This window comes from Barnesiella sp. (assembly GCF_022723415.1).
Lineage (GTDB): Bacteria > Bacteroidota > Bacteroidia > Bacteroidales > Barnesiellaceae > Barnesiella > Barnesiella intestinihominis.
Genome location: NZ_JAIJHU010000023.1, coordinates 18,285 through 43,172 on the forward strand (window position 1 = coordinate 18,285; position 24,888 = coordinate 43,172).

Below are 24,888 nucleotides of genomic sequence, written 5' to 3' on the forward strand. Positions count from 1 at the left end.
GGCATAACGGTATGCTTTTAAAGATTAATACTTATATTTATTGATTTTCTTATTTTACTTCACCCATGAAAGTTTTTGCAGGCTTAAATGCCGGAATGTTGTGGGCCGGAATTATTATCGTAGTATTTTTGGAAATATTGCGAGCCGTTTTCTGTGCTCTTTTCTTTACGATGAAACTACCAAAACCTCTCAGGTACACATTTTCACCTTTTGCCAAAGAGCCCTTTACACTCTCCATAAATTTTTCAACGGTTTCAAGAACAACAGCTTTTTCTATTCCTGTGTTTTTAGAAATTTCGTTTACAATGTCAGCCTTAGTCATTTTGCTATAAATTATAATATTTACGAATAATATTGTTTTTAATTTTTTGGACTGCAAATATATAGCTTTTTACCCATCTAAAAAAGCAAAAACACTTTTTTTTCTCAAATTAAAAGCCTCAATCCATACTGTTTTGCGAGTGCAAATATCGTACTTATTTTTTACTTTTCAGCAACTTATATTATTTTATTCTTATAGGAATGTTCCACTCACCGGTTTAAGACAGCAAGTAAAACCATTTACTCGATCGTTACATCTTAACGAATCTGAAAATAAACCACCTAAATAAAATTAAAAAAAGACTCTTATATAAACAAATTTGTAACATTCCGATTTATTTTCGTATATTCGCCCTTGTAAATCTCTATTCTCACATGGAAATTATAATTATAGTACTTCTTATTTTATGTAACGGAGTACTTTCTATGTCTGAAATTGCACTGGTTTCAGCACGAAAAGTCAAATTAGAAAATAGTGCGAAAAAAGGTAGCAAAGCGGCATTATCAGCCTTAAAACTATCACAAGACCCCGACCGATTTCTTTCAACCGTACAGATAGGTATTACCCTCATCGGAATTTTAACGGGTCTTTACTCTGGCGAAGCCTTAGCCCAAAGCCTTGCAAAACTATTAGCTAAAAGTTCCTTATTAGCTCCTTATGCAGTAGGTTTGGCACAAGCCATCATTGTTATTATAGTTACATATTTAACCCTTATTATCGGCGAATTGGTTCCCAAACGTATCGGTATGATAGCCTCGGAGCGAGTTGCAAAGATAGTATCGAGACCTATGTCGTGGTTATCGTATATCGCATCGCCTTTCGTGTGGATACTCACCAAAAGTACAGCCGGGGTATGCCGTTTCTTAGGGCTTTCATCTCAAAAAGAAGGAATCACCGAAGACGAAATAAAAGCTATCGTTCGAGAAGGTACAGAGGGAGGGTGTGTACAGGAGGTGGAACAAGACATTGTAGAACGAGTTTTTAACTTGGGAGATCGCAATATATCCTCTATCATGACCCACCGGAGCGATTTAATTTGTCTCGATGTACAAGATGACAACACGACCCTGAAATCAAAGATTACCAGTGATCTTCATGCCGTATATCCGCTATGCGAAGACAGCCTCGATAACATTATCGGAATAGTTTCTTTAAAAGATTTATTCGGAAAGATCGATGATAAAAATTTCGATATCAGAGCCGTCGCCTCAACTCCCTATTTCCTGCCGGAAAATATGAGTGTATATACTGCGATGGAAAGGCTCCGCAATGAAAATCAACGCTATGGATTAGTAACCGACGAATTTGGGAGTATTGAAGGAATTGTGACGATAAGCGATATTTTGGGAGCTTTGGTCGGTTCTGTATCATCGGGGCCTTCGGCAGATATTATTATCCGGGAAGATGGCTCTTGTCTCATCGACGGACAATGCTCTTTCTATGATTTTCTGGACCACTACGACATGACGGATCGTTATCAAGAATACAATTACAATACTCTGAGCGGGCTTATCCTCGAATTATTACAGCACATTCCGACCGAAGGAGAAAAGATAGAATGGCTATGCTTCACTTTCGAAATCGTCGACATGGACGGAGCCCGCATCGATAAAGTTCTGGTTCAAAAAAATGAAACGGATAACATAACCTTGTAACATCGATCTCAATGACAAAGACCAAACTAAATATCGAATCTTGGAACCGGAAGGAACACTTCCGGTTCTTTTCTGCTTTTGACGATCCCTTTTTCGGAATAACTACAAACATAGATTTTACTACTATATATCTCGAAGCCAAACGTAATTCTCAATCTTTTTTCCTTTACTCGCTCCATCATATATTGACAAAAGCCAATGAAACAGACGAATTCAAATTAAGAATCGAGGAAGGGAATTCTGTCGTTAAATACGATACCATACACGTATCTCCGACAATAGGAAGAGAAGACGGAACATTCGGTTTTGCTTTTTTCGAATATATCCCCGATCGCAACGAATTCATTCAACAAGCAATTCAAGAGATAACAAGAGTAAAAAACAGTACAGGGTTATCCTTTTCGAAAAATACAGGAAGAGAAGACGTTATCAGATACTCTTCTATTCCGTGGTTATCCTTCTCCGAAATGAAACACGCTGTTTCTTTCAAGAACGGAGATTCGGTCCCTCGCATATCGACAGGAAAACTCATCGACACAAATGGGAAAATGCTTCTTCCCATATCGATCTGTGCCCATCACGGACTCATGGACGGGAAACATATTGCCCAATTCTTAAATAAATTATCCGAACCATAAAGAATCTCTGCTCCCCATAAGTCTTCCAATCCTGTCTTGTTATGATATAGATATACTATTTGTACCGATGGCAGAGACAAACGAAACGAGGTATATCCCCGATGAATTTGTTTTTACCTTCGTTTGTATTATCTTTGCACCCCTAAAAGATTTAGTATAAAACAGGAGAGGATAAATATCCTCCGTGTGCTTGAACACCACGTAAAAAACAAGAATTATGAATCGTTCTTTTTCCCTGCCCTTTTTAATCATGGGCGTCGTCTTTTGTGTCTGCCTCATCTGCTCGAATTTACTCGAAGTAAAGATGATTTCGTTAGGAGGTATTACTGCGACCGCAGGTCTCATCGTTTTCCCCATCTCTTACATTATCAACGATTGTATCGCAGAGGTTTGGGGGTATCGAAAAGCCCGACTCATTATTTGGCTCGGATTCCTGATGAACTTAATGGCTATCATCTTTATACAGATAGCGATTATATTACCATCGGCTCTATTTTGGGACGGACAGAAATCGTTCGAAACCGTATTTTCATCAACACCCCGCATCTTATTAGCAAGTTTCATAGCTTTCCTCGTAGGCTCCTTTTTGAACGCCTATGTCATGAGTAAAATGAAAATATCGAGCAAGGGTAAACACTTTTCATTACGAGCCATTACATCGACCGTAGTGGGCGAAAGTGCCGATTCGCTCTTGTTTTTTCCTATCGCATTCGGTGGAGTAGTCCCTGTAAACGAACTATTGATTCTCATTGTAACACAAGCCTGCCTTAAAACGGCCTATGAAATCGTCATATTGCCGGTAACGATAAGAGTCGTACGATTCGTAAAAAAGATAGACGGCAGCGATGTCTACGACCAGAAAGTTTCATACAACATATTCAAGATAAAAGAACTACAATAATCAACACGACTTATTATGAAATCAGAGACATCACAACTGACCCTGCTGGGACATAAGACCGTGTATAAACAGGATTATGCACCCGAGGTCTTGGAAACATTTATAAACAAACACCCGGAAAACGATTACTGGGTACGATTCAACTGCCCGGAGTTTACCAGTCTGTGCCCGATTACCGGACAACCCGATTTCGCTACCATACAAATCGACTATATTCCCGGAGAACATATGGTAGAAAGCAAGAGTCTGAAACTTTATTTATTCAGTTTCCGTAACCACGGAGCTTTTCATGAAGATTGCGTGAACATCATCATGAAAGACCTCGTTAAGCTCATGAATCCCAAATACATCGAAGTAACAGGTTTCTTCACGCCCCGCGGCGGTATCAGCATATATCCGTATTGTAATTACGGACAACCGGGTACAGAATACGAGCAAATGGCGAAACAGAGATTACAAAACCACCGTTAAACCGGCTCAGACTTCGGTGAACAACTTTCCTTGCCAAGTATCGCGTTCTTTCATTCGCTTCAACAAACGAGCCGTAAACTCATAGTTCTTTATCCCCCAATTCGGAGCGATAAGCAGTTCGGCCGGAGACTGAGAGACAAAACGTTCGATAGCGATGTGCGGAGACAATCGCTCGGCAAAATCGATTGCCAGATCGATATACTCATCGACATCGTACAAATGAAAATCATTCGGATTGCTTTTATATTCGGCAGCCATACGGGTATGGAGAATAAGCTGCAACTGATGCAACTTAATCGTGTCGAGCGGCAACCGGGACATCTTATCGGCATGAGATAAAATCATCTCCCGATTCTCTCCCGGCAATCCCAATATCATGTGAGCCCCCACTGCAATACCCATTTCAGCCGTACGACAAATAGCATCGACCGAAGCGGCAAAATCATGTCCCCGGTTAACCCTACGCAAAGTTTCGTCGCAAGTACTCTCCACGCCATACTCCACCAATACGAATGTATGTCGGGACAAATCCGCAAAATATTCCAACAGTCCGTCGGGCATACAATCGGGGCGAGTACCGACAATAATCCCCACGACACCGGGGTGAAACAACGCCTCCTCATATTTCTGCTTCAAAACGGCAAGCTCTCCATACGTGTTCGTATAAGCCTGAAAATAGGCCAAATAGTGCATTTCAGGATATTTACGGGCAAAAAAAGCTATCCCCTCTTCCAACTGGGAGGTGATACTCTTCCCCGTGTGGCAATAATCAGGACTGAACGTCTGATTGTTGCAATAAGTACAACCACCGACCCCAATACTCCCGTCCCGATTAGGGCAAGTAAACCCTGCATGTAACGATATTTTTTGGACTTTACAATCGAAATGGAGATTCAAAAAATCGGAAAAATCCCGATACCGTTTTTCTCCCGTCGCCATCAATGCCCGAATTGATTATAAAATTCGACTACTGCGATAATTCCTTTTTCATACATTTCGATCAGGAAATTTTCATTCGGCGAATGCGTAGCATCCGATTCTAATCCGAATCCCATTAAGACCGATTTCACACCCAAAACTTTTTCAAAAGTTGCTATAATAGGGATACTTCCTCCACGACGTACCGCCAATGGACGTTTTCCGAACGCCAGCTCATACCCCTTTTCCGCAGCCCGATAAGCCGGCAAATTGATAGGACATACATAGCTTTCACCCCCATGCATCGGGCTCACTTTCACCTTTACGCTGCGAGGAGCGACAGAGTATATGTAATCGATAAACATCTTGGATATTTCCTCATGATTCTGATGGGGAACCAACCGACAAGAAACTTTGGCATAGGCTTTTGACGGCAATACAGTTTTTGCACCTTCGCCCGTGTACCCGCCCCAAATACCGCAAATATCGAACGTAGGACGAATGGCGGTACGCTCCAAAGGTGAATAACCAACCTCTCCCGAAAGAGCCTCCACATCGATCGCCGCTTTATATTTTTCTTCATCATAAGGCACAGCTCCCAACATGGCTCGTTCTTGCGTCGAAACAGTTTCTACTTTGTCATAAAAATGCGGTAAAGTTATACGACCATTTTCATCTACGACACCGGCCAGCATTTTGCAAAGTTCGTTAATGGGATTAGCTACCGTTCCCCCGAAAATTCCCGAATGCAAATCCCGATTAGGACCCGTGACCTCTATCTCCCAATAGGCTAATCCTCGCAATCCGGTCGTGATAGACGGAGTATCCAAACCGACCATACTCGTGTCTGAGACCAGTATCACATCGCATTTCAACAAATCGAGATGTTCCTTACAAAAAGCCTCTACTCCGGGGGAACCGATTTCCTCGCCACCCTCTATCAAAAATTTCACATTACAGCGTAACAAACCCTCTTTGACCGCAATTTCAAAGGCTTTCAACTGGATAAACCCTTGCCCTTTGTCATCGTCGGCCCCCCGAGCCCACAGTTTCCCGTCTTTTACTACCGGCTCGAAAGGCTCGGTATGCCACAGTTCAAGCGGTTCGACAGGCATCACATCATAATGAGCATATACCAGTACCGTAGGGAAACTCCTATCAACTATCTTTTCGGCGAAAACCACAGGCGAGGCCGAGGTAGGCATCACTTCGGCTCTATCGGCTCCGGCTTCCAAAAGCAAATCCCTCCATCGTTCGGCACAAAGCTGCATATCCTTTCTATGTTCAGGCAACGCACTGATAGAAGGAATACGAAGCAACGAAAATAACTCGTTGAAAAAACGCTCTCTATGACTGTCTATATACTTTTTTGTATCCATATTTTTTAATTTATAATTTATGACTTTGTGCCAACAAATAATAATCGAGAATAACCATTGCTGCCATAGCTTCCACCACAGGTACGGCACGGGGCAATACGCAAGGGTCATGACGTCCTTTTGCCCTCAACACGGTCGGGTTTCCTTGCGAATCGACTGTCTCTATATCTTTCAATAAAGTAGCGACCGGCTTGAACGCGACTCTGAAATAAATATCTTCTCCATTGGAAATTCCACCTTGAATCCCACCCGAATGATTGGTTCTCGCTACGATTTTGCCCTGTTGAGTTTCGAATACATCATTCATTTGAGAACCTCTGTATCTCACCCCTCCAAAACCCATACCATATTCAAAGCCTTTTACAGCGTTTATGCTCAACATCGCACTACCCAATGCGGCATGCAGCTTGTCGAACACAGGCTCGCCCAACCCTGCCGGAACATGTCGAACGACACAGGTAACAACACCTCCCACTGTATCGCCTTCTGACTTTACTTTTCCGATATATTCCTCCATTCGTTTTGCCATATCCGCATCGGGACAACGTACCGGATTTTTCTCTATCTCGTCGAAGTCATATCGATTATAATCGCCGGACAAAGACAATTCCCCCACCTGCGAAGTATACGCCCAGACTTCTATGCCCAGCCGAGTTAAAACAAGTTTTGCAAGAGCTCCGGCGACACAGCGAGCTATCGTCTCGCGAGCCGAAGAACGACCACCTCCCCGATGATCCCGTACCCCGTATTTCTGGGTGTATGTATAATCGGCATGCGAAGGGCGGAACACCTCCCGCAAATTATCATAATCCGATGAGTGTTGATTCTCATTATACACAAGAAAACCGATAGGCGTACCGGTTGTCTTCCCTTCGAAAATCCCGGAGAGGAATTCTACCCGATCGTTTTCTTTACGAGAGGTGACAATCGACGATTGCCCGGGACGACGCCTGTTTAACTCTCGCTGTATATACTCCATATCCACAGGAATACCGGCAGGCATACCGTCTACCACCCCACCGATCGCCCTACCATGAGACTCTCCGAATGAAGTAAGCGTAAAGAGATTTCCGAACGTGTTCATCTCGATTATTGTATTAGTTAATTAAACAAAGATAGTACAAACTAAAAGCAAAAACAATACTCGCATGAATTATACCGGTCATTCTATAACTTATAATACAAATATTTATCTTCCATATAGAACCTTAATCCTATGGTTACAAATATAGGTAAGAGAACTAAAAAGCGAACGGCTCCATTTTTGACGATGGTACATTTTCCATAACATCGAACATAATAATCTCAAATACTGTTATTTATTTTCAAAGGAGCCATATACTCCTTTCCTCAAAAAAATAATATAAACAAATATCATATCGATTTTTTCTTTATTTTTGTAAATCAATTTCTAAAACTAAAAAAATGAAGAGCATTAAAATTATGTCTTGTATATTGGCTGCCGGCATGCTATTTACAAGCTGTAACATGTCAAATACCGGAAAAGGAGCCCTTATCGGGGGAGGTAGCGGGGCCGCTGTCGGCGCCGGATTAGGTGCGATTTTCGGAAAAGGCAAAGGAGCTGCTATCGGTGCTGCCGTGGGTGCTGCCGTAGGAACAACGGCAGGAGCCCTTATCGGAAAGAAAATGGACAAAGCGGCCGAACAAGCCAAACAGGTAGAAGGTGCACAAGTCGAGCAAGTTACCGACAACAATGGATTACAAGCTGTAAAAGTGACATTCGACTCGGGAATCCTTTTCTCGACAAGCAGTTCAAACCTCAGTTCATCGGCTAAATCGTCTTTAAGTAAATTCGCTAACGACGTACTGAACCAAAATCGTGATATGGACGTCACTATCTACGGATATACAGATAATCAGGGCTGGAAAAACTCGACAGCAGAACAAAGTTACCAGAAAAATCTGAACTTATCTCAGGAGCGAGCTCAAAGTGTAGCAAGCTATCTGCTGGCATGCGGGGTTTCCACGAACCAGATCAAATCTGTGCAAGGTATGGGCGAAGCCAATCCCATAGCAGACAACTCCACGGCAGCAGGCCGACAAGAAAATCGTCGTGTAGAAATCTATTTGTATGCAAGCCAACAAATGATTCAACAAGCCGAAGCCGGAACCCTTTAAGGAATAACACCATCATAAATCCACTGACAGGTATATTCTGTCAGTGGATTTATAAAATATGAGTCCAACAACTATTTATGTCATTCGATTGTATATACGATATAAAATCAGAATGAGTTTCTCCAAACATTAATTTGACACTAAAAAAGATCCGAATAATGAAAACCGTTTATTTATTTCTTGCAACAGGATTTGAAGAAATAGAAGCTCTCACGATCGTAGATATGTTACGCCGAGCCGAAATCGATATTACAACCGTTTCCATATCGCGAAATCTTCAAGTTGAAGGAGCTCATGGAATAACTGTTACAGCCGATTGTACATGGGTGGAACTATCGACCGAAGATGCAGACTGGTTAATTTTACCCGGAGGAATGCCGGGAACAAAACACTTGGGAGAATGCAAACCGTTGGTTTCTTTATTGCAACGCCAAGCCGCTGCCAACAAGAACATCGCTGCCATTTGTGCCGCTCCGTCGGTTCTGGGTCAGGCAGGATTGCTTAACGGATATAAAGCTACCTGTTATCCCGGATTTGAGCAATTCCTCACTGGCGCAACTGTAACAGGCGACAACGTGACTGTCGACCGAAACATTACCACAGGAAAAGGTCCGGGAGCTGCCATATCGTTCGCCACAGCCATCATCACCCAAATTGCCGGGGAAGAAAAAGCCCGTGAGGTCACGAGCGGCATGTTATTGTAAATCTTCAAAACCATACAGATAAAAAATAGCCCCGGCATTGTCGGGGCTATTTTTGTCATATTACAAATTCAACTATCGAATTATCCCACAATAGACGAAACCATCTTATCCAACGCTTCGGTCAATTTGTCGGCATTCTTTCCGCCGGCTTGTGCGAAATAGGGTTGCCCGCCTCCACCACCTTGTATCAACTTAGCAGCATCCCGAACAATCGCAGAAGCATTCTTCCCATCGGCAACCAAGTCATCGCTCAGCATAACCGTCAATAGAGGTTTATCTTTATCCCGGGTCGCAGCGACAAAAGCCAATCCTTTGGAGACTTCACCCCGAAGTAAAAAGGCGATTCCCTTAACCATATCGGACGGCATCGGACCGATGAAACGGATAAGTTTCACGCCATCTATACTCTCGGCCGATTTAACCATACGATCTTTCAAGACAATCATTTTCTCCTTAACATATTCCTCGGCCTGTTTCCTCAATTCGGCATTTTCATCGATGGCTTTATGAATCGCTTGTAACAAATTGGGAGCATTATTAAACAAGATTCCTATCTCTTTCAACGAATCTTGCAAGGCGTTCATCGTTTCCTCTACCCGAGCTCCTGTTATAGCCTCGATACGACGGATTCCCGCAGCAATCGAACTCTCGGTTATAATTTTTATCATACCGATATTTCCGGTATTGGATACATGAGTACCACCGCACAACTCGACAGAGGATCCAAAACGAATCACCCGGACTTCTTCTCCATACTTTTCACCAAATAGAGCCATCGCTCCCATAGCCTTAGCCTCGGCGATAGGAACATTACGATGTTCATCTAACGGGATAGCTTCACGCACTTTTCGATTGGCTATCATCTCGACTTTTCTCAACTCTTCGTCTGTGACTTTTTGAAAATGAGAAAAATCAAAACGCAACGACTGCGGAGAGACATAAGAACCTTTTTGTTCTACATGAGTTCCTAAAACTTCACGCAGAGCTTCGTGCAAAAGATGAGTCGCCGTGTGATTACATGCAGTCGCCCGACGTGCCTCTTTATCGATAACGGCATGGAATGTAGCGGTCACATCTTCGGGTAATCGCTCGGCTATATGAATACTCAAATTATTTTCCCGCTTGGTCTGTAATATCTCCACGATATCATTTCCAGAAATCAACTTTCCTGTATCGCCTACCTGACCACCCATTTCGGCATAGAAAGGGGTTCTGTCCAAAACAATCTGATAAAACTCGCGAGCTTTTTGTTTTACCTTACGATAGCGCAATATCTCGGCGTCGCACTCGGTCATATCGTATCCCACGAATTCGGGCTCACCCTCTTTCAATACAACCCAGTCGCCCGTTTCTACGGCAGCCGCATTACGAGCCCGTTCCTTTTGTTGTTGCATTTGGGCGTTGAACTCGTCGATATCCACTCCTAACCCTTTTTCTTTCAATATCAACTCGGTCAAATCAAGAGGGAAACCATAAGTGTCGTACAACACGAAAGCATCCCGCCCGCTAATCTCGCTCTTACCAGCAGCCTTTGTATCGGCAGTTACTTTATCGAGCAACTTAATACCGGTTTCGAGAGTACGCAAGAAAGCATCTTCCTCCTCTTTAATTACTTTTCCGATAAGGACCTTTTGAGCCTTCAATTCAGGATAGGCATCTCCCATCGTTTCAATAAGAATGTCCAATAATTTATAAAGGAAAGCCTGCTTCTGACCCAAGAATGTATACCCGTAACGTACAGCCCGACGTAAAATACGACGAATTACATAACCGGCTTTCGCATTCGATGGCAACTGCCCGTCGGTAATAGAAAATGCAATCGTACGTATGTGGTCTGCAATGACACGCATAGCAATATCGACCTTAGGATCGTCGCCATATTTCTTACCGCAAAGACGCCCGATTTCCCCGATAATCGGTTGGAATACATCGGTGTCATAATTAGACGTCTTTCCTTGCAACGCCATACAAAGCCGTTCGAATCCCATACCGGTATCGATTACCCGAGCAGGAAGAGGTTCGAGCGAACCATCGGCTTTACGGTTATATTGCATAAACACAAGGTTCCATATCTCTATCACTTGCGGGTGACTCTGGTTAACCAATTTCAATCCATCGACTTCGGCTCTCTCGGCATCACTCCGCAAATCGATGTGAATCTCAGAACAGGGTCCACAAGGTCCCGTATCTCCCATTTCCCAAAAATTATCATGTCGATTTCCGTTAATTATATGATCTTTGGGCAAATGCGCTTCCCAATACGAGGCAGCCTCGTTATCTCTCTCCAAACCTTCGGACGCATATCCTTCGAATACGGTAGCGTATAATCGGGCCGGATCTATTTTCAATACGTCGACCAAATATTCCCAAGACCAATCGATCGCTTCTTTCTTAAAATAGTCCCCGAACGACCAGTTACCGAGCATCTCGAACATGGTGTGATGATAGGTATCCAGTCCCACCTCTTCCAAATCGTTGTGCTTACCGCTCACTCTCAAACATTTTTGTGAATCCGCGACCCGCTTATATTTTGCCGGAACATTTCCCAAGATAATATCTTTAAACTGGTTCATTCCCGCATTGGTAAACATCAACGTAGGGTCATCTTTAATCACCATCGGAGCCGAAGGCACGATCTGATGGCCTCGTTCTCTGAAAAAATCCTTAAAAGATTCACGAATCTCTTTTGCTGTCAGCATAACAATTTAATTATATTAAGTTCCACGGCTTTCTTTTTCGTTATCGAAATAGAAATCGCCAATACGGTATATTAATATTACCAAAAACAATTTGCAAAAATAGCCCAAATTATTATTTTTGTACCCATGTGCAGATAAAAAAATGCTTAGAAACATATTTTTTTACGGTCTATAAAAGCTTTTGCCAATAAGAATGAGCCGACAAATAATCAATGAGTAAAAAAATATTCTACATATACAATCCTAAAACACTGACATACGAACGGGTATATCCTTCACTTCGCCAGCGCATCATCGTTGTTTTACGCCATTTGTTCGTCGGTAGCATACTAAGTATAGGGGTCATCGTCGCATTTTATTTTTGGTTCGGTTCGCCCAAAGAAGAGCTTCTGAAAATGGAAAACGAGCAAATGCAGACACAATATAAAGTGCTTTCCAAACGAGTCGATGCAGCGCTGGAAGTTCTGAATGATTTACAACAACGAGACGACAACATGTATCGGGTCATTCTGCAAGCCGAGCCTGTAAACGATGAAATCAGGAATAACGGAATATACAATCCCAGCCGGTACGAGAATCTGTTGCAAATGAGCGATGCAGAGCTGGTTGTTTCCACCAGTCAAAAAGTAGACAACCTTGCGAGGCAAGTATATGTACAATGCAATTCCATGAACGAACTCGTCAAACTGGCACAAGGCCAAGAGGAGCGCATAAAACACATTCCGGCCATACAACCCGTTTCTAACAAAGATTTGAAACGAACAGCATCGGGGTATGGTTATCGAATAGATCCGATCTACAAGACCACAAAATTCCATCAGGGAATGGACTTTTCTGCCAATGTGGGAACCCCTGTTTACGTAACCGGGAACGGCCGTGTCATTGAAACCGGCTGGCAACAAGGATTTGGGAACACGGTAGTCATCGATCACGGATATGATTATAAAACCCGATATGCTCACCTCAGTAAAATATTAGTCCGTAAAGGACAAGAAGTCATACGAGGAGAAGAAATAGCCGAAGTAGGCAATACGGGGAAATCCACAGGGCCGCATTTACATTACGAAGTTCTATACAAAGGGAAAGCACAGAATCCTATCAATTACTATTTCTTCGACCTTTCACCCGAAGATTACGACCGCATGACTCAACTTGCCGAAAATCAAGGGCGTGTAATGGATTAAAAACAAATCGTATGAAAGAACCTGTAACAAATAAACAAAAACTATATTACACGATCGGTGAGGTATCGGACATGTTCAATGTAAACCAATCCTTACTCCGATATTGGGAAACAGAGTTTAAAACAATCAATCCTAAACGATCCCCCAAAGGGACTCGTTATTATTCCCAAAAAGATATCGAAGAAATAAAGCTCATTCACTATTTGCTGAAAGAAAGAAAGCTGAAAATAGAAGGAGCGAAACAAGTGTTGAAACACAAAAGAGAAAGTACCGTTCGGTCCCAACAAGTAGTGGAACGACTGAAATCACTGCGTTCCGAACTAATTGCCATTATGGAAGAACTGGAATAGCTTGGCTATTAAGAAGGAAGATATTGACAATTTCAAGAAAGTTTCTTACACTTCTTAAACAAATATGGTACACTATTCACACCGAGGATAAGCCCCAGAATAGCCCCGCAACCATTGGCGAGAAAATCATACCAGTCCGCGCTTCGCCCCATAGACATAGCACCCTGCAACAACTCCATCAAGCCACCCCACACAATAGCCCCGCACACGAGCAAAATCAACTTGGGAGCGGTAAACTTCGATACCCGATATATATCGAAACAGCCTATCCAAACAAGCCCCAAATACATACAACCGTGCACCAGCTTATCGGCTCCTTCGAATAAATAAAACTCCTGACTATGTACCGGATTCTTAGCCAGAGACAAATATGTAATTACAACCAATACTATAATCGTAGGGACAAACGCCAAAAATCTAAAAGGCCTCATATCTATTCACGTAATCTTTACAACAAACAAAAAGGTACAATTATCTCCTTTTTACAGAAATACTTGCTTTTGCAATCCTTTGACAAAGATAAAGTAAGCCAAGAATAAAAACAAATCACCCGATTTCTGCCAAGAATCAATCTACCTGTACCTCCTGTCACAAAGGCCGCATTTTCATTTACGACAAAACCAAATCCATTTGTATTTGGTTATATAATCTATCATTCATTTTTTACAAAAAGGATTACATTTTTATAGAAAAAGGGCTCTATTCCCTTTTTATTAAGCTACTATATGAACAAATAAATTAAAATTTTATACTTTTGTAATTATATCTTGAACTAAAAATGGGAGAACGGGCAAAATTCGCGACCAAGTTAGGAGTAATAGCCACCACGGTAGGATCGGCGGTAGGATTAGGAAATATTTGGAGATTCCCTTATGAAGCCGGAATGAACGGAGGGGGAGCATTCTTAATGATTTACATTCTATGTGTTCTTATATTAGGTGTGCCGGTTATGTGTGCCGAATTCATTATTGGAAGAAAATCCAAATCCGACACGGTAGACGCATTCAAAAAATTAATCCCCGGCAGTCGATGGTACTACATCGGATATATCGGAATATTGGCCTCGATTCTTATTTTAGGATATTATATGGTCATATCGGGTTGGACGCTCGAATATCTTTTTCAAGCAGCCTGTAACAATCTGACCGGAAAAACGGCAGCAGAATTCAAAGCTGAACAAAACGCATTTATCCAGAACGATTTTCGGCCGTTACTATGGATATACATTTTTCTCTTTATCAACTATATCATCATATCTAAGGGTGTACAGAAAGGAATCGAAAAAATGTCCAACATATTGATGCCTATACTGTTCATTATTCTCATCGTTTTTTGTATACGGTCGTTAACACTACCCGAAGCCAACGAAGGACTGAAATTTTTCCTACACCCCGATTTTTCGAAAATCACACCCCAAGTCATCGTACGGGCAATGGGGCAAGCATTCTTCTCTTTAAGTTTAGGTATGGGTATCCTCATCACCTATTCCTCCTACTTCAATAATAAAACTCATCTGATAAAAACAGCCAGCACGGTAGCGATACTCGACACAACCGTTGCTATTTTGGCCGGAGTAATTATATTCCCGGCTGTTTTCTCTTATGGTGTGGATCCTGTCGCCGGTCCCGACCTTGTATTTGTCACCCTCCCCAATGTATTCAATCAAATGCCGGTATCTGCGTTATGGTCTGCATTGTTTTTCTTACTCCTCACTGTGGCAGCTCTTACTTCCACCGTTTCTCTTTTCGAAGTTGCAGTTGCATTTTTTATCAACCACATGCATCTGTCAAGGAAAAAGGCAACCCGGACAATGATGGTCATTGTTGCCATATTAAGCACTATCTGCTCTCTTTCTATCGGTTCATGGAGCCATATACGCATTTTTGAGAAAACCATATTCGATGCCTGTGATTACTTCTCAGCTATCATCTTGTTGCCAGTAGGCGGACTGTTGATAAGTATTTTCATCGGGTGGATACTGAAACGAAATATCTCCCGGGAGGAATTGACTAACCGAAATAAATTGCACGAGCCACTATTCAACGCAATCTTTTTCTGTATCAAATACATAGCTCCAATCATCATCATTTTAATCTTTTTATCAGGATTTGGTATTATCTGATGGCACTTAAAAACGATTCTTTTTTCTCATTATCGAAAAGCGAACGCAGAGCGACTCTGTTATTGATTATCATTCTGTTAATCCTCACAGGAGCTCGCATTGCGCAATACTACTATCATTCACGAGAAAAGGTTGAAGTTACAATGGAATACGAATCATTTCAATCCGAACTGGAAGAATTCAATCGTTCTTTGAACCATCAAAACGAAAAAGCAAAAAATGCCGAACGGCAATCATCTAAAAGTTCCCGTCCTCCTAAAAGTTTAAAACCAGTTCCCCGGGAAGAATAGTGCCAAAGAAGTTTTTTTAAATCCATACCTTACTATTCAACAAAAAGAATTATCTTCGCTTAACATAACAGCAGGCCGGTATGCAATGCCTGTATCGGCAGGTCTTGTTATATGATTTCAAAACGTACAGCACTATGTTCCAGTGGATACAAAAAGAACCGTTGTCTTTGAATCTTGGTGGAGAATTGGTTTCCCTATCGAGACCATTAATCATGGGAATACTCAATATCACCCCCGACTCTTTTTACCCCGGAAGCCGTACTACGGAAGAAGAACAAATCGCCGAGCGACTGCATAAAATGGTGAATGAAGGCGCCGACATCATAGACATAGGAGCCTACTCCTCGCGACCTAATGCCGATGACATCTCACCCGACGAAGAGATGAAACGACTTTCGAAGGGACTCGATATTATCCGCAAACTATATCCCGATGCACGAGTTTCGGTCGATACATTTCGTGCCGATATAGCCGCTCGCTGTGTCCGGGAATACGGAGTACAGATGATCAACGACATATCGGGGGGAGAGCTCGATTCTCAAATGTTCGAAACCATAGCCGAGTTGAAAGTCGCCTATATTTTGATGCACATGAAAGGGACGCCCCAAACCATGATGCAACAAATCCGATACAAGCATATCATTCCCGAAATGCTTTACTATTTCTCAGCACGTATCGCCCGACTCGAAAGCCTCGGTATCAACGATATCATCATCGATCCGGGATTCGGATTCAGCAAATCGGTCGACGACAACTACTTGCTCATGAACCGACTCGACGAATTTACCCGTATAGGCTATCCCTTATTGGTGGGAATATCTCGTAAATCAATGATATATAAACACTTTGGATACACTCCCGAAGAAAGTCTAAACGGAACTACAATCTTAAACACACTGGCTTTATTAGGAGGAGCCGACATTTTGAGAGTGCATGACGTAAAAGAAGCTGTGGAAGCGGTAAAAATAGTTTCAAAAACCATACAATCCGTAAAATAAAATGTTCTCATTCGGCATAAAAGATATTATCGACATACTCATCGTAGCCCTGCTTCTGTACACTCTTTACAAAATGATGAAAGAGTCGGGAACAATAAGCATATTCACCGGCGTATTAGCATTCGTGGGAGTATGGATCGTTGTAACGCAAATTCTCGACATGCGTCTCATCGGGTCTATCATGGACAAATTTATGAGTGTAGGTCTCCTTATACTCGTTATTTTGTTTCAAGACGAAATCAAGCGCTTTCTCGTACAACTCGGGTCGCACAAACGATGGAGATTCTTTTTCAATTTCTTCCTTAAACACAAAGATACCGGAGAAAAGCCCTATATCATGCCCATCGTACATGCCTGTATGAATATGTCCAAGACAAAAACCGGAGCCCTGATAGTCATCGAGCAAGGAGTTTCACTCGATAATTACAAAAATACCGGCGACACGATCAACGCAAATGTAAATGCAAGGCTCATCGAGAATATATTTTTCAAAAATAGTCCTTTACACGACGGAGCCATGATTATCGCCGATGATCGAATAGCCTCGGCAGCTTGCATATTACCGGTCTCGCACAATACGAGAATACCCAAATCGATGGGGCTAAGACATCGGTCGGCATTAGGTATAACCGAAGTAACCGATGCCCTTGCCGTCGTCGTATCGGAAGAAACGGGAAATATCTCTTTGGCTCACAATGGAAAAATAACGACCAAAATCTCAGGGAAGGACCTCGAACGTATGCTGGCACAAGAATCTATTGATTGACTCAAAACATCTGAATCGAAACAAAATCGCTCCACGGAAATCGTTCAGCATAAATCACGCGAGAACAGCTCGGGACATGAAGAATCACTTCCGACAGAATGGACGGATTAAAACCATCGGCCACCGCAGGAGGTATCGGAGCCTCGATATAAATATCTTTCAACCGGAGACAGCCTGTAAAAAGATGATCGCCGATACACGTCACCTCCTTACCGAAAACCACAGTCATAAGAGTCTTGATTTTGCCGAAAGAAAAATTTTCAAATTTCAAATCCCTCCCCACATAAAGTTTTTCCAAAGGACAATTATAAAACAAATTATCTCCCACCTGCAAAGGTTTATTCCCATCGACAAATATCGCCTCTTTCAAAGAAATACAACTCCTGAATGCGTACACTCCTATCGTGTTCACATCACACCCTATCGACACCACCCCCAAAGACTCACATCTATAAAAAGCCAATTCACCTATATCCCGAACTTTATCCGGTATAACAACCGACGACAAATTATAACAACACCCGAATGCTCCTTCTCCGATAGACAATAGATTATCGGGCATTATCACCCTTGTCAATCGAGCACATTTATAAAAAGTATAATCTCCTATCTTATTATCCGAGGCACTATAATTCCCATAATAGGTATTTCCCCCATCTACGATATTTACCCCCGACAAATCCAAAACGGACAAACAACCGCCTGTCTCCTTTCCGTTTGCATCACACCCGCTCATCTCGCGAATGTATCTTAGGTCTGTGCCATTTAATTCCCCTATCAGTGTAAGCTCTACGATTCTGTATTTCAAATGAGACGCTATCAACGACGGTAGTGTACCAGCTTCATTCACACAAATAACCATACTCTTGTTACTGGGCCTTAATCTTCCGATCAACGCCCTTAACGACCACATAACACAGTTCAAATTTTTCATAAATGCAATAAACTCTATAAAAGAACAATTCCCCCAACAATTAAAAATATAAGAAATCGTTTGCCCACCCAATAGAAATACAAACTCAGTATGACAACAACATTATACGCACCCCAAACGTAAATTCGACTCCGTCAAAAAAAACTTTATTCCCTCTTTATAAATAAAACTAAATGCTTCAACACAACACGATCGCTATACTTCTAAGTAATTTTTGTATAGCGTCACAAATATTGGGAATGGTGAGTGCAGAGACAAACGAAAATCTTATCTCCAACTTGACTATGCCGAACCATATCCTATATTCGTATCTGCAAATATAATAAAATCTGTTATAACAGATATGAATCCTATTTGTAATACACAATTTTATATATATTATATAGATTCAGTCGATAATTGATGGTGATTTTCCTTGTATATCCTAATCCCTCTCCTATATCGCTAACGCAACACAGGGGAGAAGGGGTAAATACAATCCCATTCAATTCGCTAAATTAATGTGGCAGAAGATAGCTATCCCCACTTTTCTACTGCCCCATTATATATCGCATTTCTTGAACTTATTAAAACAGTTGAGGCGTAGAAAATATTCTACGCCTCAATACCCTATTTATATTGTAACTATTTTATCGATTAGCCCGTTTACGCTCCGTCTCATCTAAAATAATTTTACGTAAACGCAAATGATGAGGAGTCACCTCCACATATTCGTCTTCTTTTATATATTCGAGAGCTTCTTCCAAACTGAATATAACCGGTGGAACGATACGAGCCTTATCGTCTGCACCAGAAGCTCGCATATTCGTCAGTTTCTTCGACTTGGTAACATTCACCACTATATCGTTATCCTTAGCATTTTCCCCAACAACCTGTCCGGCATAAACTTCTTCCTGAGGGAAAATAAAGAACCGACCTCTATCTTGCAACTTATCGATAGCATAGGCATAGGCCGTACCCGCTTCCATCGCAATTAACGAGCCGTTTGTACGGCGGTCTATATCGCCTTTCCAGGGCTGATATTCCAAAAAGCGGTGAGCCATAATAGCTTCTCCCGCCGAAGCGGTCAGCACGTTGGTTCGCAATCCGATAATACCACGCGAAGGAATATGGAACTCGATGTGTATGCGATCGTTCTGCGTAGTCATTGATACCATCTCACCTTTCCGGCGTGTAACCATATCGATAATCTTGCTGGCATATTCCTCTGGAAGATTGATTGTCAACAACTCCACCGGCTCACATTTCTGCCCGTCAATTTCCTTAATAATTACCTGGGGCTGTCCTACTTGCAACTCATATCCTTCACGTCGCATAGTTTCTATCAAGACCGACAAATGTAACACTCCACGTCCATAAACAGTCCACGCATCATCGGTATCACCCCGCTCCACACGCAAAGCCAGATTTTTATCCAACTCTCTTGTCAAACGATCGGCTATGTGCCTCGAAGTCACATATTTTCCATCTTTACCGAAAAAAGGAGAATCATTAATTGTAAACAACATAGACATGGTAGGCTCATCGATAGCGATTCTCGGTAAGGCCTCCGGTTTGACGACATCGGCTATGGTATCGCCAATTTCGAAATTTTCGATACCAATGAGTGCACAAATATCCCCCGAACCTACCGACTGAACTTTGGCACGTCCCATACCCTCGAAAACATCGAGCTCTTTAATCCGCTGTTTAACGACCGATCCGTCTTTCTTACACAAGGCCACGTCCATACCCTCTTTCAGCTCACCGCGATGAACACGGCCGACAGCAATACGTCCCACATAAGGAGAATAATCGAGCGAAGTAATCAACATCTGGGGTGTACCTTCGAGATACTGCGGTTCGGGTATATACTCGATAATCGCATCGAGCAAAGCGGTTATATTGTCGGTCGGTTTCCTCCAATCTGTCGAAAACCAACCCTGTTTGGCCGAACCGTATATCGTGGGGAAATCAAGTTGTTCTTCGGTTGCATCGAGACTAAACATAAGGTCGAGAACCATCTCTTGGACTTCGTCCGGGCGGCAATTAGGTTTATCCACTTTATTAATGACCACAACCGGTTTCAATCCCATTTCAATAGCCTTCTGCAAAACGAAACGAGTCTGAGGCATAGGGCCCTCGAAAGCATCGACTAACAGCAAACAGCCATCGGCCATGTTGAGTACACGCTCTACCTCCCCACCGAAATCGGCGTGCCCCGGAGTATCGATAACATTGATCTTGTAATCCTTATAACGGATAGAAACATTCTTCGAAAGAATCGTAATTCCTCGCTCCCTTTCCAAATCGTTATTATCCAATATCAACTCCCCGGAATTCTGGTTCTCACGAAAGAGATGCCCGGCCAATAACATTTTATCCACCAACGTAGTTTTACCGTGGTCGACGTGAGCGATAATCGCAATGTTTCTGATTTTTTGCATATAACCTATTTTAACCGCGCAAAGTTACTACATTTTTTTAAAATGGTATATCACTTTCCTTCATTTAGTACTTAGGAGACTTTGCGAGCGCACGGAACAAGCTATAACAACGATGACTTTCTATCTTTGATTTTTAAATAAACATATCTCAAACCCGGCAACAACGGCTTTACAATAGTACTCACCATAAAAAACAGCCGGGGATATCTCCCGATAAATGAAACCAACTTGTCTTTACAAGGTAACATCGGTTGATAAGTTACTAATAATTCTTTTCTATCTTTATATGACAAACGCCACCAATAACGAAGAATATTCATTTTATACATAAAAAAGTGATGTCTCATAATACAATTGGAAACATCTTTATCTTGTTCTTTATAAGCTATTTCCTTAATTCTATCACTTTGTTCGAAAAAGTTTACAATCTTATTCTTTTCACATCTAATTTTTGTTGTCTGAGAATCATACATAATATAATTATATACAACAATTGCAGCATATTGAATTCGATTCGCTATTCTTATACAATTAATAATATAGTCTGCATCTTCGAATCTAACATTTTCTCGAAATAATATGTTATTTTCTAACAAAAACAACCGACGATATGCACAAAGCCATGAGCTCCATGGAATTGAATTCCTTTTGATAAAATCGTGTCCCGACATTACATCTTGACTATCAAATTCCTCAATTATATTCTTTGTAGAACCATTACGTTCTACAAGGGCATAATCAAACTTCAAAATATCCAAATCTTTATTTTTTTCTATAACATTCCTAAGTAAAGGCAATGCGTTCGACTCAAAAGTATCATCTGCATCAATATACAAAATATAATCACCCTTAGCAACTTTTACAGCTGTATTGCGAGCGCCACCCTGCCGTCGGTTTGTCTCATGATTAATCAATCGTAAATTTTGATGAAATTTCCCATATTCCAAAATAACCTGTGCCGTATTATCCGTTGAACAGTCATTGACACAAATCACTTCAAAAACATCGTCCCCCAGTCCCTGCCGATAAATGCTGTCCAAACAATTTTTTATATACTGTTCCCCATTATAGACCGGAATAATAATAGAAAAAAACACACCCATAACAAAGCATTTTTAGTATGGGCAAAGAAAACAAAACAGGATTAAATATTATTAAATAATATATCGCTGCGATCGCTACGAATTTGTAGACTTTTTAGCTACACCCTTATCGAAAGACTGGGTATATTCCGAAAAAAAATCGTAACCTAAAATACAAGAGATACGATATAACATCGATGAATCGATACTCGATTTTTGAAAAATTTTATACACATTGGTTCTATCGCAATGTAAGGCGGCGGCAAACCAAGTAACTGTACGACCTTGTTCGCGCAACTTTTTTTCTATGAGAGAACCGATGTGTATCATCGTATCGACATCGTGCGACTCCCCTACACGAGCTAAACAAACACAAAAAAGGCGTGAGAATCACACTCCTGCCTATCTCGGTGTCAGGCTCTCGCATCGCCCTTCTATAGAGATAAGCAACGCTGAAAGCCCACGCCGATATGCATATACGGCATGCGATAAATCGGCACGCCCTACTATATAACATATCCCGTAGACGTTCGGTTGCCTTCATCTTTGTATAGAAGTTCAAATTTGCGAGATTCGACACTCCAAAGACAAACGCTTGTAAACGCCTTTCCTAATAAAAAACTCCACCCCTCCATCTGGTTTGAAAACAAACAAGACCTATCCCGAAACCGGGGTATTCAGCGTGAAGTTTTGCAAATATAGCGAAAGGTAAAAGAAAGACAAAATGAACAAATTCATTTTTCATTTCAAAGCGTATTCCATAAGTTAGAAATGAGAAAACAATCGTTTTCCCGCAACTATTTAATGAAAATAAAAAGACGAATATCTGCTAAAAAAGCAGACTTCATCTTTACCTGACAAATCATATACTTCCGCTCAAAACGAGTAGTTGAAACCGTCTATATTCTAAGAAAGACATTTCGCTTATACAACTGTCGGAGTATAAAAAAGACTATGAGATAGTTGGAGAAACACAGCCATACCGAATAATAATCACCCAAATACCGCTCCAAGCCATAACTGACCGATGCCACTACGCACCGGAAATTAACAACCTCCCCCAACAGATAAGCCGTTATAGAATTCATACCATATATTTTCAGCCAGTTCAATCCCCAATCATGGCCTTTACAATCTATCCAATAATAAAACAAAGCCATCAATAAAAAACAATATCCGCCAGACAGCAATGTCATGCTACAAGTCCATATACGTTTGATAACCGGCATTTGAAAACTCCATGCCCAAGCCGCAACGATAAGGGTCACCCCTACCAAAAACAACCGGCGAGCCACCTTCTGCCGATGAAAAGCACCCTCTTTCATCATTCGACCCGCAAACACGCCCAACATAACGGTAACCCCAAAAGTGAGACTGCTCAATATCCAAGTGTAATGATAGTCCGATGAGAAGCTCCATGTCCCGTCTGCATTCCAATAAACGCCATCACGAAATCGGCCCAAGACAAAACGATCCACCCTCTCGGCAAAATTCCCTTCCGGTGTGAAATCTCCAAAAAATGTCATAGGGAACCAATAGGCCAACAACAACAGAAACGTCATACCCATCTGCCCTTTTAAAGAAAAGTTCAATTGAATGAGCGCAGCGATCAAATATCCGGCAGCGATAGCCTGCAACGTGTTTGAATACAAGCGAATGTATTTAAAATCGAGTCCCAGCAAATTACCCTGAACAACCATGCCCAACAAGAAAAGTATGACAAAACGTCTCAATACCTTTTTATAAATGAACCACCGGCTTTCCACCCTCTCATACTTCGAAAAAGAAAACGGCATCGAAACACCCGTCATAAAAAGGAACAGCGGCATCACCAAATCCCAAAAACGAAATCCCTCCCACACCTCATGGTCGAATTGATACAAAACGGCATTCATCACAGAGCTATCCACACATGCTCCCAACGAGACCAATACAGGCTGTAAAAACACCAGTAAAAACAAGTCGAATCCCCGCAGAATATCCAATGATGCCAAACGCTGGCCGACTGGTTGTGTCGCATTTCCCAACATACAAGAATTAAGATTATTATAAAACAATAATACCGATATTTCTGTTTCCTCCGCATGCTTCGATCGGATACAAAAAAAACGATATTTACAAATATAGGGGAAAGTATGTGCAGAAGCAAACGGAAGTCTCATTTCCGACCCGACTATGCCCCTGCCTTATCCCCTACAAAGATAGCGAATTGCCACATAAGAGACAACCTGTTTATAAACATGGCCTACAAACACCACAAAAAAGGAAAAAGAGAATGAAACTATTTTTGAAAATCCGAAACAAATGCTTACCTTTGTGCGCTCAATAATTTATTAACAACAAAACTCAAAGAAATGTATTTAGATTCTGAGAAAAAGAAAGAGATCTTTGAGAAATACGGAAAGTCCAATACTGATACTGGCTCACCCGAAGCTCAGATTGCATTATTTTCCTACCGTATTGCTCATTTGACTGAACATTTGAAGTCAAATCATAAAGATCATAGCACTGAACGAGCTCTTAAAATGTTGGTTGGTAAACGTCGTCGTTTGCTCGACTACCTCATCAAAGTCGACATCAACCGCTACCGTGCCATCATTGCACAAAAAGAGTTGGGTATCAGAAAGTAATTTTTCGCTACACAGCAACAAAAAAGCGATTCGTATTTTCCGAATCGCTTTTTTTGTTACCTCACATCGACGGTAAACCCTATTCGCAGTTCAGTCGATCATTCGTGGGGATATCGGCTCAATAGAAAATCAGAGGGGATTATCTTTTTACCTCTCCCATACCGCTAACGCAACACAGGGGAAAAGTGCACAATGTATCCTTATACCGAAACTGAAACGCCACTTTCAATCCTCTCCCCCCTGTGTTTCCATAAGGAAATATAGGGGGAGTGCCCGTAGG

At 41.7% G+C, this 24,888-nt stretch carries 24 protein-coding genes; 13 read left to right on the top strand and 11 right to left on the bottom strand.

Translation table 11 applies throughout. The features are described from left to right. Positions 1 to 49 precede the first annotated feature (49 nt). Positions 50 to 355 (bottom strand): HU family DNA-binding protein, encoded by a 306-nt coding sequence (locus tag QVD32_RS06295; RefSeq protein WP_270552212.1) that lies wholly within the window; start codon positions 353 to 355, stop codon positions 50 to 52. 341 nt (positions 356 to 696) lie between these two features. Here QVD32_RS06295 and QVD32_RS06300 point away from each other — a divergent pair, with 341 nt between their 5' ends. From QVD32_RS06300 to queF, 4 genes are all read left to right on the top strand, one after another. Next, the gene (locus QVD32_RS06300; RefSeq protein ID WP_021891887.1) at positions 697 to 1,977 is read left to right on the top strand and encodes a hemolysin family protein; all 1,281 of its coding nucleotides are present in this window, start codon (positions 697 to 699) and stop codon (positions 1,975 to 1,977) included. Between the two features lie 11 nt (positions 1,978 to 1,988). After that, entirely contained in the window at positions 1,989 to 2,615 is a 627-nt protein-coding gene (locus QVD32_RS06305; protein WP_118687466.1) for a chloramphenicol acetyltransferase, read from the top strand. Positions 2,616 to 2,832: 217 nt separating this feature from the next. Beyond that, positions 2,833 to 3,516 (top strand): queuosine precursor transporter, encoded by a 684-nt coding sequence (locus tag QVD32_RS06310; protein ID WP_008861102.1) that lies wholly within the window; start codon positions 2,833 to 2,835, stop codon positions 3,514 to 3,516. Between the two features lie 15 nt (positions 3,517 to 3,531). Continuing rightward, on the top strand, positions 3,532 to 3,987 hold the full coding sequence (gene queF, locus QVD32_RS06315; RefSeq protein WP_008861103.1) for a preQ(1) synthase: 456 nt from the start codon (positions 3,532 to 3,534) through the stop codon (positions 3,985 to 3,987). Between the two features lie 6 nt (positions 3,988 to 3,993). Here the strand turns inward: queF and mnmL are convergent, their stop codons facing one another. The 3 genes from mnmL to aroC are packed head-to-tail and all read right to left on the bottom strand — an operon-like array spanning position 3,994 to position 7,368. Beyond that, entirely contained in the window at positions 3,994 to 4,926 is a 933-nt protein-coding gene (gene mnmL / locus QVD32_RS06320; RefSeq protein WP_021891889.1) for a tRNA modification radical SAM protein MnmL/YtqA, read from the bottom strand. Beyond that, positions 4,926 to 6,284 carry a dipeptidase gene (locus QVD32_RS06325; RefSeq protein WP_021891890.1) on the bottom strand — a complete coding sequence of 453 codons (1,359 nt, stop codon included), beginning with the start codon at positions 6,282 to 6,284 and terminating at the stop codon, positions 4,926 to 4,928. Before QVD32_RS06325 ends, mnmL begins: the two co-directional genes overlap by 1 nt. Before the next feature lie 10 nt (positions 6,285 to 6,294). Further along, complete coding sequence (aroC, locus tag QVD32_RS06330; protein ID WP_008861106.1) at positions 6,295 to 7,368, bottom strand: chorismate synthase; 1,074 nt, start codon at positions 7,366 to 7,368, stop codon at positions 6,295 to 6,297. 341 nt (positions 7,369 to 7,709) lie between these two features. Between aroC and QVD32_RS06335 the strand changes: the two genes are divergently transcribed. After that, a complete protein-coding gene (locus tag QVD32_RS06335) occupies positions 7,710 to 8,423 on the top strand; it encodes a YiaD family glycine zipper/OmpA-like lipoprotein (RefSeq protein WP_008861107.1) in 714 nt (237 codons plus the stop codon). Positions 8,424 to 8,581: 158 nt separating this feature from the next. Continuing rightward, a complete protein-coding gene (locus QVD32_RS06340; protein ID WP_008861108.1) occupies positions 8,582 to 9,127 on the top strand; it encodes a DJ-1 family glyoxalase III in 546 nt (181 codons plus the stop codon). Positions 9,128 to 9,207: 80 nt separating this feature from the next. On the opposite strand, the gene alaS is transcribed toward QVD32_RS06340, so the two are convergent. Next, a complete protein-coding gene (gene alaS / locus QVD32_RS06345) occupies positions 9,208 to 11,826 on the bottom strand; it encodes an alanine--tRNA ligase (RefSeq protein WP_021891892.1) in 2,619 nt (872 codons plus the stop codon). A 212-nt stretch (positions 11,827 to 12,038) separates the two neighbouring features. Here alaS and QVD32_RS06350 point away from each other — a divergent pair, with 212 nt between their 5' ends. Both QVD32_RS06350 and QVD32_RS06355 read left to right on the top strand, forming a co-directional pair. Continuing rightward, positions 12,039 to 13,010 (top strand): M23 family metallopeptidase, encoded by a 972-nt coding sequence (locus QVD32_RS06350; RefSeq protein ID WP_021891893.1) that lies wholly within the window; start codon positions 12,039 to 12,041, stop codon positions 13,008 to 13,010. Positions 13,011 to 13,021: 11 nt separating this feature from the next. Further along, a complete protein-coding gene (locus QVD32_RS06355; protein ID WP_008861112.1) occupies positions 13,022 to 13,360 on the top strand; it encodes a MerR family transcriptional regulator in 339 nt (112 codons plus the stop codon). Between the two features lie 32 nt (positions 13,361 to 13,392). On the opposite strand, the gene QVD32_RS06360 is transcribed toward QVD32_RS06355, so the two are convergent. Next, entirely contained in the window at positions 13,393 to 13,791 is a 399-nt protein-coding gene (locus QVD32_RS06360) for a VanZ family protein (protein ID WP_021891894.1), read from the bottom strand. Between the two features lie 347 nt (positions 13,792 to 14,138). On the opposite strand from QVD32_RS06360, the gene QVD32_RS06365 reads away from it, so the two are divergent. The 4 genes from QVD32_RS06365 to cdaA all read left to right on the top strand — a co-directional run bounded on the left by QVD32_RS06365 (position 14,139) and on the right by cdaA (position 17,536). Next, a complete protein-coding gene (locus tag QVD32_RS06365; RefSeq protein ID WP_021891895.1) occupies positions 14,139 to 15,482 on the top strand; it encodes a sodium-dependent transporter in 1,344 nt (447 codons plus the stop codon). Next, complete coding sequence (locus tag QVD32_RS06370; RefSeq protein ID WP_008861115.1) at positions 15,482 to 15,772, top strand: hypothetical protein; 291 nt, start codon at positions 15,482 to 15,484, stop codon at positions 15,770 to 15,772. Before QVD32_RS06365 ends, QVD32_RS06370 begins: the two co-directional genes overlap by 1 nt. A gap of 134 nt (positions 15,773 to 15,906) precedes the next feature. Next, on the top strand, positions 15,907 to 16,770 hold the full coding sequence (gene folP, locus QVD32_RS06375) for a dihydropteroate synthase (RefSeq protein WP_195242198.1): 864 nt from the start codon (positions 15,907 to 15,909) through the stop codon (positions 16,768 to 16,770). A gap of 1 nt (position 16,771) precedes the next feature. Next, positions 16,772 to 17,536: a diadenylate cyclase CdaA gene (gene cdaA / locus QVD32_RS06380; protein ID WP_008861117.1), complete on the top strand. Its 765-nt coding sequence runs from the start codon at positions 16,772 to 16,774 to the stop codon at positions 17,534 to 17,536. Position 17,537: 1 nt separating this feature from the next. On the opposite strand, the gene QVD32_RS06385 is transcribed toward cdaA, so the two are convergent. The 5 genes from QVD32_RS06385 to QVD32_RS06405 all read right to left on the bottom strand — a co-directional run bounded on the left by QVD32_RS06385 (position 17,538) and on the right by QVD32_RS06405 (position 24,008). Next, positions 17,538 to 18,470: a leucine-rich repeat domain-containing protein gene (locus tag QVD32_RS06385; RefSeq protein WP_147401612.1), complete on the bottom strand. Its 933-nt coding sequence runs from the start codon at positions 18,468 to 18,470 to the stop codon at positions 17,538 to 17,540. 629 nt (positions 18,471 to 19,099) lie between these two features. Beyond that, positions 19,100 to 20,896 carry a translational GTPase TypA gene (gene typA, locus QVD32_RS06390; RefSeq protein WP_021891899.1) on the bottom strand — a complete coding sequence of 599 codons (1,797 nt, stop codon included), beginning with the start codon at positions 20,894 to 20,896 and terminating at the stop codon, positions 19,100 to 19,102. Positions 20,897 to 20,997: 101 nt separating this feature from the next. Continuing rightward, positions 20,998 to 21,999, bottom strand: a complete 1,002-nt coding sequence (locus QVD32_RS06395) for a glycosyltransferase family 2 protein (protein ID WP_287710163.1) — start codon at positions 21,997 to 21,999, stop codon at positions 20,998 to 21,000. 75 nt (positions 22,000 to 22,074) lie between these two features. Further along, positions 22,075 to 22,308 (bottom strand): hypothetical protein, encoded by a 234-nt coding sequence (locus QVD32_RS06400; RefSeq protein ID WP_287710164.1) that lies wholly within the window; start codon positions 22,306 to 22,308, stop codon positions 22,075 to 22,077. A gap of 569 nt (positions 22,309 to 22,877) precedes the next feature. Beyond that, positions 22,878 to 24,008, bottom strand: coding sequence for an acyltransferase family protein (locus QVD32_RS06405; RefSeq protein WP_287710165.1), 1,131 nt, complete (start codon positions 24,006 to 24,008; stop codon positions 22,878 to 22,880). Between the two features lie 324 nt (positions 24,009 to 24,332). Here QVD32_RS06405 and rpsO point away from each other — a divergent pair, with 324 nt between their 5' ends. Then, positions 24,333 to 24,608 carry a 30S ribosomal protein S15 gene (rpsO, locus tag QVD32_RS06410; RefSeq protein WP_008861122.1) on the top strand — a complete coding sequence of 92 codons (276 nt, stop codon included), beginning with the start codon at positions 24,333 to 24,335 and terminating at the stop codon, positions 24,606 to 24,608. The last annotated feature ends 280 nt before the right edge of the window (positions 24,609 to 24,888 follow it).